The organism is Bradyrhizobium sp. LTSPM299, from assembly GCF_000938235.1.
GTDB lineage: Bacteria > Pseudomonadota > Alphaproteobacteria > Rhizobiales > Xanthobacteraceae > Bradyrhizobium.
Genome location: NZ_JYMU01000063.1, coordinates 65,033 through 75,480 on the forward strand (window position 1 = coordinate 65,033; position 10,448 = coordinate 75,480).

The following is a 10,448-nucleotide window of genomic DNA, read 5'->3' on the forward strand; positions in this document are numbered from 1 at the left end:
GAATGAGCTGGCGCGTCGCGCCGAACAAGGGAGGTACGTGGTGTCCGAGGATGCATTGGTTACGCGCGAGCAGCGCGGCAATATCTCCGTGTTGACGATGGTTTATCGGCCCTACAATCTGCTGGGACCGAAGCTCATCAATGCGATCGTCGAACAGATCGAAGAGGCGCAGAAAGCCGGTAGCCGGGCGATCGTGCTTCGCAGCGGGCTTCGACATTTTTCCGCCGGCGCCGATCTCGATATCTTCGACAAACGGGTCGAGCAGGGCAGCGGCGATACCGCCGGTGAAAACCGCCGCCTGAATGGCGTCGAGTTTCTTCGCTTCATGGAGTTGCTGCCGATCCCTCTGATCGCGAGCGTCCACGGCGTCTGCCTTGGCGGCGGCCTCGAACTGGCGCTGTCCTGCGATTACATCATCGCGGCCTCGTCGGCGAAAATCGGATCGGTGGAAGCCACGCTCGGATTGCATCCCTTGCTGGGCGGCATCCAGCGCCAGGTGCAGCGCATCGGCGCGCTGCGCGCCAAGGAGATGTCGATGCTGGCGCGGCGCTACGATGCGCCGACGCTGGAAAAATGGGGCCTGATCAATCTGACGGTGCCCGAGGAATCGCTGGAGAAGGTGACCATGGCGATCGCCGAGGAATTCGCGCAAGGCCCGACGCTGGCGCATGCCGCGACCAAGGAACTGGCCTACATTGCCGTCAATGACGGGGTGGCCGCCGCCGACCAGGCGATGGCAAGGGTACAGGCGCCGATCTGGGCGTCGGAAGATCTGAAAACCGGTCTGGCCTCGTTCCGCAAGAACGGCCCTGGCCTTGCCAAATTCGCGGGGCGCTGATCATGGCCGGTCCTCTCAGCGGAATCCGCATCGTCGACTTCTCCCGCGTACTCGCTGGTCCCTTGTGTGCGCGGACATTGCAGGATCTCGGCGCCGAGGTCATCAAGATCGAGCCGCCAAGCCCGGACGTCTCGCGCTTCGCATTTCCTTCCACCGACGGCATGTCCGGGTATTATGCGCAGCAAAACGCCGGCAAGCGCAATGTCAGCATCAATCTGAATGTTCCCGGCGCCTATGAGCTGGCGCTGAAGCTGTGCGACACCGCCGACATCGTGGTGGAGAATTTTCGCGCGGGAACGCTGGGCTTCTTCGGGCTCGATTATGAGACGCTGTCGAAGCGCAATCCGCGGCTGATCTACGCATCGATTACCGGTTACGGCCAGGGCGGCCCGTGGCGCAGCCGGATGGCCTACGCGCCGACGGTGCAGGCCGAAGCGGGGTTCACCGAGAACAGCGTGCGGCACTATGGCGACGCCTTGACGGAGCCGCGCACCGACAGCCTGTCGCATGCCGACGTCTATGCCGGATTGCAGGCGGTGATCGCCATCCTCGCGGCACTCCACAGTCGGCAGACAACGGGGCAGGGCCAGTATATCGACGTGGCGATGGCAGCGACCTTGCTTGCGGTCAATGAACGCGCGCATGTCGATTTGTCTGATGATGATATCGGCGCGGAGCCTGCCGTGCTCGGGGCCACCGATTGCTCTTTCTTTGCCGGTCCGCAGGGTGAGCATTTCACCGTCGCCACCAGCATCATCGGCAGCCGGACGTTCCCGTCCTGGCTGCGCGCGATGCGGCGTTCCGATCTGATGGACGACCCAAGGTTTTCCAGCGCGGCGGCGCGGCGGCTGAACTTCGGCGCGTTGCACGAGATCATCCAGTCCTGGATCATGACCTTCCCCGACATGGCAACCCTCGATGCGCAGTTCGACGAAGCCAAGATCGCGATGGGGGAGATCCGCTCGATCAAGGAACTCACCAAGTCGGACTGGAGCGACTACTGGGGCGCGGTACAGCTGGTGTCCGATCGCAACGGCGGCGAATACAAATTGCCGGGCCGCCCCTGGCATTTCTCGAAGGATGAGCTGACCCCGATCGGGACACCGGCCTTCCAGGGCGAACACAACAAAGAGGTGTTTGCCGAACTGGGTGTCAGCGAGGCGGAATTGCAGAGGCTGTCCGAAGCGGGCGTGCTTGTGACGCACCGTCGTGTTCTGGCGCCGGACGTCGTGGCCGAGCCACGGCAGCCGGCGGGGCAGGCGGCCTGACCGCAGTGCGAGAAGCGATTTGAAGCGCTCGTTCAATAAGGAATGCTCCATCTCCCGCGCCATGGAGGTGGTCGGCGACCGCTGGTCGATCCTGCTGCTGCGGGAAGCCTATTACGGCACCCGGCGGTTCGACGAGTTTCAGTATTATCTTGGCGTGGCGCCGAACATTCTCAGCGCACGGCTGAAGAAGTTTGTCGATCTCGGCATGATGACGCGCGTGCCGTTGCCGGAGCATGGCGGTCGCTACGAATATGTACTGACCGACAAGGGCCGCGATTTCTTCCCGACCTATCTGGCGCTGAAGAAATGGGGCGACGACTGGCTTGCGGAGCCGGCAGGGCCGCAGGTGGTTTTCAAGGAGCGCAGCAGCGGACGGCAAATCGAATATCCCACTTTGCTGTCCGCGCGCGGCAATCCGCTGGAACTCGAAGATATTGAAATTGTTGCGGGCTCGGGCGCCGTGCCTTTCAACCGAAGGCGTTTTGGCGCTCAGCGCCCGCTCGCAAAGGTCAAGCCAGATCGGGCGGGTCGAGTTCCGCGCAAATCCGTAGCCGATAAAGACAAATAAGGTAGGGTCCGCTCCTGTCCGCGGCAATCACTGAAGTTCGTTCACAGACGATTGCAGATTTGGCCGTGCAAAATCTCGCCTGCGATGGACCGGCGTTCGGCCAAGACGGTGCTGGTCAGGCGTGTCGGCCATATCTCTCGGTTACCGCAGCCGCGACGAACTTTCTGCGTCCGGCGCCGCCCGGGCTTGTACCATGGGCGGCGCACCAGTCTGGGAAGGTGGCGGGGTCGATGTAAACACGCAGCACGACGTGTCCATAGGCCTTGAGCCCCTGCTCCATTTCCTCGGCCATCTTCAGCCATTCTTTCCAGTTCGGTGGCATCTTGTCGGCGTCGTCGAAAAGTTGCAGCAACGCTGGATAATCTTCCTCCTTGATCCAATAGGCCCCGACTGCGGGAGGCGGTCTATCCTCGGAATTCGTCATAGTGTTGTTCCTGCAGATGCTGCCTGTCACTGACACGATGGAGACTGGTCGGTGTGTGCCATTGACGAACGTAGGCGATGAGATCAATTATAGTTCCAGAGCTATTTGCGCTAGGTCGTCGGATTCCTCGCCTACAAATCCTGAGATGGACACACCGAGCAGCCTGACCGCTTTCTTCACTGGGAAAAGCGCTCTCAATAATTCGGCCGTCACGTTCGCCAATTCACTGCGCCTGCCGACCGCGCGGGCCACCGTCCGGCTCCGCGAGATCAATTCGAAGTCGGCGAACTTCACTTTGAGCGTCACCGTCCGCCCGCGCGAACCCTTGTCCTCGCAATGCCGCCAGACCTTGTCGATCAGAGGCTGCAATTCCGACACCATCGCCTCAAGCTCGGTGAGGTCGGTGGAGAACGTGTTTTCGGCGCCGACGGATTTTCGGGTCCGGTCGGCGCGGACCTCACGGTTGTCGATGCCCCGCGAGATCCAGTAGTAGTAGCTTCCGGCCTTCCCGAAGTTTGCCTGCATGAATTCGAGGGACTGGTTGCGCATTTCGAGGCCGGTGTGGAGACCGAGCGCATTCATCTTAGCGCTCGTCGCCGGCCCGATGCCGTGGAATTTGCCGACCGGCAGCGTCTCAACGAACGCCGGTCCCATCTCGGGCGTAATGACGTACTGGCCATTCGGCTTGCGGTGATCGGAGGCAAGCTTCGCCAGAAATTTGTTGTAGGAGATGCCGGCCGAAGCGTTGAGGCCGGTTACCTCCTTAATTTTCGCACGGATCGCCAAAGCGACGTCCCGCGCCAACGGAATGCTTTGCAGATTTTTGGTCACGTCGAGGTAGGCCTCGTCCAGCGACAGCGGCTCGATGATAGTTGTGTGCTCAGCGAAGATCTCGCGGATCTGCTCCGAGACCGCCTTGTACACCTCGAAACGCGGCTTCACGAAGATCAGGTCTGGGCATTGCCGCTTCGCGGTAACCGACGGCATAGCCGACCGGACGCCGAATTTGCGCGCTTCGTAGCTGGCCGCCGCCACGACGCCGCGCTCCCGGGATCCGCCGACGGCCACCGGCTTTCCGCGGAGATCAGGATTGTCGCGCTGCTCCACGGACGCGTAGAAGGCGTCCATGTCGACGTGGATGATCTTGCGTTGGCGGTCCGGGGAAACTGCCTGGTTGTTATCGCCCTCGATGGTCACGTCGCTAGCCCGGCCGTATCTTCCTTGACGCCGCGGGCGACGATCCGGAGCGCGCCGTCGGCAAGCGGCCGCTGCAGCTTCAGGGCCTCGTCCAGAGGGGCCGTCATCCAGGCCTCCACTTCGTCCGGCGTGGTCAGGATCACGGGCATCGCCTTTGGGTGGATGGCGCCGACCTCGGCGTTTGGCTCGGTCGTGAGGAACGCGTAGAGGTCGTTGGTCGTCTCACCCTCCTTGACCTTCCGGACGGACGTCCAGTTGGTCCAGATGCCGGCGAAGCAGGCAAGGGGACGGGTCTCATCGCGTGCGAACCAGATATCACCGCCTTCTGCCTTGTTGAACTCGCTGAACGAGTTGAACGGCACCACGCAGCGGTTTTCGGCTCCCAGCCATCTCGACCAGTGCTTGCTCTTCACGTTGCGGATGTTGGTCGTGCCGCCGTCCGGCTCCATCCGCAGCAGTTCTTTGAAATCGACAGTCTGGCCCTTGGCTTGCAGCTTTTCGGCTCGCTTCTTGGTGGCGTCCATCAGCGCCTTTGACGACGACGGCATTCCCCACCGTGCCGTTGCGAGTTCGCGGCCCTCGGTCCCGTTGCGTACGATCGGCGCCTTGTAATCCGGAAAAACTCCCGGCATCGGCGCCAGATTGCCAACATATCGGTTCACGACGCGGAACAGCGCGCTGATCGCGGCTTGGTTTGTCGTGATCGAATAAAGATTGCACATCAGTCAGGCTTCGGTTCGAGGATGGCGCGGCTGCCAGGCTAATTGTAGCAGAGTCGCGGATGGACGCCGGCCCGCCTTGGCGCATTTGCGGCAGCGCAGCCGGCTGGCGAGATCGTGCACGAAGGTGGTCGGCGGGTGCTTCATTGCCGAGAGGTCGACGTCGCTCGGTGTCTTGCAGCGCGCACACCTAATCTCCAGCCAGGGGAAGCCTCCATTCACGGCCTGGTCGATGGTGGGCGACGGATCGATCGGTTCGCCGTCGCTCCACATCCGCTCGTTCCAGCTTTCGCAAAGAAGTCTATCGGCCTGCTGGATCATCGCCTCGCCCTTGGCCCGCATCTCAGCCGATTGGGTGGCCAGGATGTTGCCCATCGCGCGTGCCTTGCCGAGCTCCTTCGCCAGAGCCTTGCGATCGCCGCCCGACAGGGGCGTGGGGTGATACTTCGGGGCCATCCGGACATCCAGGCGCAAAGAGATCGGATCGGCAAATCCGGAGCGGACTACGGCGTGTCGAACGCTGGCCAGCACTCGTCTTCTTCATGCCTGCCGGTACGCTGCTGGCAGGTGTTGTCTAGCAGCCGCCGCGCTGCGTCCTTCCAGACCGCGTTGCCGCCATATAATCGGACTGCATCGACGGTCTGGATTTCCACGGTCCGCTCGCACCGGCGGCAGGAGACGCGCAGTACGTGGCGCTGAATTTCCGAAAGACGTCTCAGCCGTATCTGGGCCTCGGTCGCGCCGGCGCGAGGGTCTTTGAGGACCGATTCCCAGTATTCGGCCGGGAGGGGCGCATCTGGAGTCGCAGCGGAGGGGGCCCGACTGCGGACGGCTTCAGCGGCCAGTTTTTCCATCTGCTTCGGGGTCGGCGTGCGCCAGCTCGCGGGTCGGTCGATCATTCCGAATTAGAACATAAAGAGAACAGAAGTCGAGTCCGCTTAAGCCAAGCGCCGAGAAAAAATCATCCTGCTGGGAGGGGCACACTGTCGGAACTAAGCCCGGCCAATCGTCTTGAATCCGGCACTAAGTATCGGAGTTCCCCGCCATGGCCCCCCGCGCTAACTGGAAAGGCTTCCTGCGTCTTTCCCTCGTCACCTGTCCGGTAGCGCTCTATCCGGCCACGTCGGAAACCGAAAAGGTCTCCTTCAACCAGCTCAACCGGAAGACCGGCCACCGGATCAAATATGCCAAGGTGGATGCTGACACCGGCGAGGAGGTAGCCAACGAGGACATCGTCAAGGGCTACAAGGTCGACACTGACACCTTCATCGAGGTGACGAAGGAGGAACTCGAGAACGTTGCGCTGGAATCGACGCGAACGATCGAGATCGACGAGTTCGTCGACCGTAGCGAGATCGATCCGAGGTATCTGATCCGTCCCTACTACTTGGTGCCGGACGGAAAGGTTGGCCACGACGCGTTCGCGGTCATCCGCGAAACGATCCGTGAGATGAACAAAGTCGCCATCGGACGGGTGGTGCTGACCAACCGTGAGCACATCATCGCCCTCGAGCCCATGGACAAGGGCCTGATGGGGACGCTGCTGCGCTATCCTTACGAGGTGCGTTCCGCGGACGAGTACTTTGACGATATCCAGGATGTCAAAGTCACCAAGGACATGCTCGATCTCGCCAGGCACATCGTCAACCAGAAGACGGGGCATTTCGAGCCGGACAAGTTCGAAGACCAGTACGAAACCGCCCTTATCGATCTCATCAACCAGAAGCGCGCCGGCAAGCCCATCACCGCGAAAGCGCGTCCCCGCGGCGAGAACGTGGTGGATCTGATGGACGCGCTGCGCAAGAGCATCGGAGGAGGCGCGGCGGCAGCGACTGAGGCGCCGAAGAAGCCAGCCAAGAAGGCGCGCAAGGCGGTGGCCGGGCAGAAGGAAATGCTGATGCCGATCGCCGGCAGGAAACCAGCGAAGGAGGCCGCGGCGAAGAAGCCGACGGCCAAACCGCAGCGGAAGTCAGCCTAGCGGATCGTGAAGCATCCGGTGACGCCGGACCGCCGCTAGCCAAACGTCGTCGCGCCTCAGAACCTGCGCCGTTACTCGGCCTCGATTTGCGTTGCAAAATAGGAGCGATATGGCAGCGCTGACAAAGACCTCCAGGCGATCGACGTTGAGCGCGGGCATTCTGGCCTACCGGCAAGGCGTTCGCGGGCTCGAGGTTTTGCTCGTTCACCCCGGCGGTCCGTTCTGGCGCAAGAAGGACGATGGCGCCTGGTCCATCCCGAAGGGCGAAATCGATACCGCGGAAGATCCAGAGCAGGCCGCGCGACGTGAGTTTGCCGAGGAACTCGGCAGCAGCGCCTCGATTGGTCGGCTGCAGGCCTTAGGGCAGGTTCGCCAGCGAGGAGGCAAACGCGTCATCGCATTCACCGGAGAGGGCCATTTTGACCCCGCGGCACTGGCGAGCAATACGTTCGATATCGAATGGCCGCCCCGAAGCGGTCGGCGACAGAACTTTCCCGAAGTCGACCGCGCGGAATGGTTCGATATCGAGTTCGCGCGAACGAAGATACTGTCCGGACAAATGGAGCTTCTCGATCGTCTTTTGGCGATCGCGGGTGTGAGCGCCGGGAAATGATGTACAGGATTGGAATCATTTCGGACACGCACGGCCTGTTGAGGCCCGAGGCGGAACGACGCCTGGCGGGTGTCGATCACATCGTTCACGCCGGCGACATCGGGCGTCCCGAGATCGTCGACGCGCTTCGCCGGATCGCGCCCGTTACCGCTATCCGTGGAAACGTCGACAACGACGAGTGGGCCCGGGAATATCCCAACACGAAACTCGTGCACCTGGCGGGAAAGTCGATCTACGTTCTGCACGACCTGAAGACGCTGCAGGTCGATCCCGGCGCCGGCATCGATGTGATCGTCTCCGGGCATTCCCACGTACCGAAGATCGACACGGTCGGCGGCGTTCTCTACCTGAATCCCGGTAGCGCGGGACGGCGGCGCTTCAAGCTGCCGATCACGCTTGCGACGCTCGAGGTCATGCCCGAGGGCATACGACCGGAAATCCACGACCTTGAAGGGTGCGCGACGTTGACGATCGATCGGGGGCGCGGATCAGGCCGATGGCCAGAAAACTGAAAACCTATGAGACTTCGCTGGGCTTCTTCGATCTGGCGATCGCCGCTCCGTCGATGAAGGCGGCTCTGGAAGCGTGGGGGGCGGATAGCAATCTCTTCCACCAGGGCGCGGAAGGAAAGTGTCGATCCGGACATCGTCGCTGCGACCATGGCGAAGCCGGGCGTGGTGCTCAGGCGCCCGGTCGGATCCGCCGGATCCTTCGGTGAGCATGCCGAGCTGCCCACCGATCTTGGCGGTCCCGGGCCAACGAAGGCCGCTCGCAAGTCGAAAGGCAGAACAGCAAAGCAGCCTTCCTCTCGCCCCATCGACAAGGCGGCGGAGCGAAAGGCCGCTCTCGCCTTCGAAAAGGAGCAAAAGCGGCGAGAGCGCGAACGGGCGAGCGAAGAGGCCGCCAGGCAGAAGGACCGTGAACGCCGTCAACACGCAGTCGACAAGGCACAGGCTGCATTGAACAAGGCCGAGCAGGAGCACTCAAAGCGGGCCGCGACCATCCAGACCGAGGTTGAGGCTCTCGAGAAGAGATCGCAAGCCGAACAAGCCCGCTGGGATAAAGAGAAGGGGCGATTGGAAGCCGCGTTACGGCGCGCGCGGGTTAGCTAACGGCTTTTAATTGTCCTTCAGGAGGGCATTCTGGGCAGGTATCACCGATCGAGTTCAACACGTCGCGAACCTCGGCCGCCGCCGCGTCAGGGGAGACGCCTGCCGGCGGGTCACCACGGGCGATATCGACGGCCCGCTCCCAGGCGTGCGGATCGGCGCGGTCCTGCATCCAGCCATGCGCCTCGCACTCACGGATGGCGCCAGCTTCCTGGAGCACGTCAATCGCCCATCCGCGCATCGTCCGTATCGCCCGTCTTCGTTCACGTGTCATCAGCATTGAAATACTCCTGATACGGCGAATCGTTTTGTCCGCGATTCGTTCCGGCTGCTAACACGTGGCTGGGATTCGCAATGGCGGGAACTCAAGGTCTGGCGTTTTATCGCAGGCGAACTCTCCGCTGCAGATTGCGGGCTAGGGGGATGGCTGACGGATTGCGGAATTTGCCAGCGGGACCTTGCCTCGCGCGGCGGTGAAGAGTGGAAGAAGCGATTTCCGATGCTTCCGATCATAGTTTAGGTCGCGCAGACAAACGCTCCCGAGGAAAACTCCAAGGCCTCCAACCCTGGGTCTTCTTTTCCGTTTGTGCGTCCGGCAAGGGCCGGACCGGGCTCTCGTGAACCGAGCCGCGTAGCGTCTCGGCCGTGCGGCTTATCCCTCGCGCAAGAGCACATCATGCCCATCGGGCAGAAACGAAAAACCGGACCTTTGTGCAGCAGCCACCTGCACAAAGGTCCGGCCTTATCTTGCCTTTGCCGCGATACCGAACGGCTGCAAAGGACGTTTCAGATCCTTTGGAAGGTTTCGCTTTGCGTCCGGGTCGCGACCCGGAGGCGGCAACTCAGTCGGGGATACGACTACTTCTTTTTCTTGGAAGTCTTCTTTGCCACCTTCTTGGTGGCTGCCTTCGCGGTCTTCTTTGCTTTCTTCGCTTTCTTGGCCATGTCGTCCTCTGTAAAAAACTGGCTCAGTGAACATGCGCACGTCGTGGATCGACATGCACAACATCGAGACGATATCACAAAAGCAAGATTGATACCAACGCATCGTGAAGCCGTTCCTGAGTCGCTCGCCGGAGGCACTCGCTCGCGGGCCCCGCCGTCATTGCATGCCGGCGTCGCTATCACTGTCCCGCGTTCGGGTGCCTTGTTAACCGGTCTCCCGACTGCAGTCGCCTCGGTGCCCGCGGTCATTTCATGCCCGCGTCGCTATCACTGCCCTCGCGTCGGCTGCCTTTTTCTCAAGGCATGGCTTGCATCAACAGATCTCTCTTGGGGTTAAGGGGCGCGGCCCCTCGCGCGCGCCAGGGTGAAGCGCCGGCAAACGCCGGCGCCGACCCGAGCGGTATCCCCGGTCTTCCGCGCTTCCCCAGATCCTGAATCGTCGCGGTCAGTCGTGCGCTTGTGTAGACCCGCTCTTCGAGCGACCCTTAAGGCGGGCGATCCCCCTCCACTCGGGTCGCCCTGGCACTTGCTACCCCCGCTCTCGCCGACGGGCAGGGCGCAGGCGCAGGTGCGTGTCTCGCGCCCTTGGCCAAAAGGAGATCGATCATGGCGGCCAAGCACGCAGAAACCATGGTGCCGAATCCGACGACCTGACGGCGCAATGTGAGAGTGCCGAAGACTGCCTGATGAGGTCGATGCGCGTTTCGGTGAGCTTAGGGAGAGCGAGACGCTGTTTGGCCCAAAGCCAGTCGGATGCGGGCGCGTTGTGCTCAGCGCTCGGACACCCGC

13 protein-coding genes and 1 pseudogene are annotated in these 10,448 nt (G+C 62.0%); 7 read left to right on the forward strand and 7 right to left on the reverse strand.

Features of this window, described 5'->3' with window-relative positions; genetic code table 11:
- Positions 1-40: 40 nt before the first annotated feature.
- The 3 genes from UP10_RS31495 to UP10_RS31505 are packed head-to-tail and all read left to right on the forward strand — an operon-like array spanning position 41 to position 2,674.
- Positions 41-838 (forward strand): enoyl-CoA hydratase/isomerase family protein, encoded by a 798-nt coding sequence (locus UP10_RS31495; RefSeq protein WP_245321984.1) that lies wholly within the window; start codon positions 41-43, stop codon positions 836-838.
- Between the two features lie 2 nt (positions 839-840).
- Complete coding sequence (locus UP10_RS31500) at positions 841-2,106, forward strand: CaiB/BaiF CoA transferase family protein (protein WP_044591089.1); 1,266 nt, start codon at positions 841-843, stop codon at positions 2,104-2,106.
- Between the two features lie 19 nt (positions 2,107-2,125).
- Entirely contained in the window at positions 2,126-2,674 is a 549-nt protein-coding gene (locus tag UP10_RS31505; protein ID WP_245321985.1) for a winged helix-turn-helix transcriptional regulator, read from the forward strand.
- 115 nt (positions 2,675-2,789) lie between these two features.
- On the opposite strand, the gene UP10_RS31510 is transcribed toward UP10_RS31505, so the two are convergent.
- The 5 genes from UP10_RS31510 to UP10_RS31530 form a co-directional block, all read right to left on the reverse strand.
- A complete protein-coding gene (locus UP10_RS31510) occupies positions 2,790-3,098 on the reverse strand; it encodes a hypothetical protein (RefSeq protein ID WP_044591091.1) in 309 nt (102 codons plus the stop codon).
- 87 nt (positions 3,099-3,185) lie between these two features.
- Complete coding sequence (dinB, locus tag UP10_RS31515; RefSeq protein WP_245321987.1) at positions 3,186-4,226, reverse strand: DNA polymerase IV; 1,041 nt, start codon at positions 4,224-4,226, stop codon at positions 3,186-3,188.
- A gap of 65 nt (positions 4,227-4,291) precedes the next feature.
- Positions 4,292-5,017: an SOS response-associated peptidase gene (locus tag UP10_RS31520; protein ID WP_044591092.1), complete on the reverse strand. Its 726-nt coding sequence runs from the start codon at positions 5,015-5,017 to the stop codon at positions 4,292-4,294.
- A gap of 3 nt (positions 5,018-5,020) precedes the next feature.
- A complete protein-coding gene (locus UP10_RS31525) occupies positions 5,021-5,470 on the reverse strand; it encodes a hypothetical protein (protein WP_044591093.1) in 450 nt (149 codons plus the stop codon).
- A gap of 47 nt (positions 5,471-5,517) precedes the next feature.
- Positions 5,518-5,913: a hypothetical protein gene (locus UP10_RS31530; RefSeq protein WP_044591094.1), complete on the reverse strand. Its 396-nt coding sequence runs from the start codon at positions 5,911-5,913 to the stop codon at positions 5,518-5,520.
- Positions 5,914-6,059: 146 nt separating this feature from the next.
- Here UP10_RS31530 and ku point away from each other — a divergent pair, with 146 nt between their 5' ends.
- The 4 genes and pseudogenes from ku (at position 6,060) to UP10_RS31550 (ending at position 8,717) form a co-directional block, all read left to right on the forward strand.
- Complete coding sequence (ku, locus tag UP10_RS31535; RefSeq protein WP_044591095.1) at positions 6,060-6,992, forward strand: non-homologous end joining protein Ku; 933 nt, start codon at positions 6,060-6,062, stop codon at positions 6,990-6,992.
- Between the two features lie 109 nt (positions 6,993-7,101).
- Complete coding sequence (locus tag UP10_RS31540; RefSeq protein WP_044591096.1) at positions 7,102-7,605, forward strand: NUDIX hydrolase; 504 nt, start codon at positions 7,102-7,104, stop codon at positions 7,603-7,605.
- Positions 7,602-8,117 carry a metallophosphoesterase family protein gene (locus UP10_RS31545; RefSeq protein WP_044591097.1) on the forward strand — a complete coding sequence of 172 codons (516 nt, stop codon included), beginning with the start codon at positions 7,602-7,604 and terminating at the stop codon, positions 8,115-8,117. Before UP10_RS31540 ends, UP10_RS31545 begins: the two co-directional genes overlap by 4 nt.
- Positions 8,102-8,717 (forward strand): annotated as a pseudogene (locus UP10_RS31550) (cell envelope biogenesis protein TolA). The gene UP10_RS31545 and the pseudogene UP10_RS31550 overlap by 16 nt, the downstream one beginning before the upstream one ends.
- Here the strand turns inward: UP10_RS31550 and UP10_RS31555 are convergent.
- Positions 8,710-8,994, reverse strand: coding sequence for a hypothetical protein (locus UP10_RS31555; RefSeq protein ID WP_044591098.1), 285 nt, complete (start codon positions 8,992-8,994; stop codon positions 8,710-8,712). The pseudogene UP10_RS31550 and the gene UP10_RS31555 sit on opposite strands and share 8 nt — an antisense overlap.
- Positions 8,995-9,456: 462 nt before the next feature.
- The gene (locus UP10_RS45475; RefSeq protein ID WP_197086942.1) at positions 9,457-9,714 is read right to left on the reverse strand and encodes a hypothetical protein; all 258 of its coding nucleotides are present in this window, start codon (positions 9,712-9,714) and stop codon (positions 9,457-9,459) included.
- Positions 9,715-10,448: the final 734 nt, after the last annotated feature.

What these genes read in the sequence shown, in the direction of transcription:
- UP10_RS31545 (WP_044591097.1), top strand. Translation starts at nt 7,602, where the DNA reads ATGATGTACAGGATTGGAATCATTTCGGACACGCACGGCCTGTTGAGG.
- UP10_RS31555 (WP_044591098.1), bottom strand. Translation starts at nt 8,994, where the DNA reads ATGCTGATGACACGTGAACGAAGACGGGCGATACGGACGATGCGCGGA.
- UP10_RS45475 (WP_197086942.1), bottom strand. Translation starts at nt 9,714, where the DNA reads ATGTCGATCCACGACGTGCGCATGTTCACTGAGCCAGTTTTTTACAGA.
- ku (WP_044591095.1), top strand. Translation starts at nt 6,060, where the DNA reads ATGGCCCCCCGCGCTAACTGGAAAGGCTTCCTGCGTCTTTCCCTCGTC.
- UP10_RS31520 (WP_044591092.1), bottom strand. Translation starts at nt 5,017, where the DNA reads ATGTGCAATCTTTATTCGATCACGACAAACCAAGCCGCGATCAGCGCG.
- UP10_RS31525 (WP_044591093.1), bottom strand. Translation starts at nt 5,470, where the DNA reads ATGGCCCCGAAGTATCACCCCACGCCCCTGTCGGGCGGCGATCGCAAG.
- UP10_RS31510 (WP_044591091.1), bottom strand. Translation starts at nt 3,098, where the DNA reads ATGACGAATTCCGAGGATAGACCGCCTCCCGCAGTCGGGGCCTATTGG.
- UP10_RS31500 (WP_044591089.1), top strand. Translation starts at nt 841, where the DNA reads ATGGCCGGTCCTCTCAGCGGAATCCGCATCGTCGACTTCTCCCGCGTA.
- UP10_RS31540 (WP_044591096.1), top strand. Translation starts at nt 7,102, where the DNA reads ATGGCAGCGCTGACAAAGACCTCCAGGCGATCGACGTTGAGCGCGGGC.
- UP10_RS31530 (WP_044591094.1), bottom strand. Translation starts at nt 5,913, where the DNA reads ATGATCGACCGACCCGCGAGCTGGCGCACGCCGACCCCGAAGCAGATG.
- dinB (WP_245321987.1), bottom strand. Translation starts at nt 4,226, where the DNA reads ATGGACGCCTTCTACGCGTCCGTGGAGCAGCGCGACAATCCTGATCTC.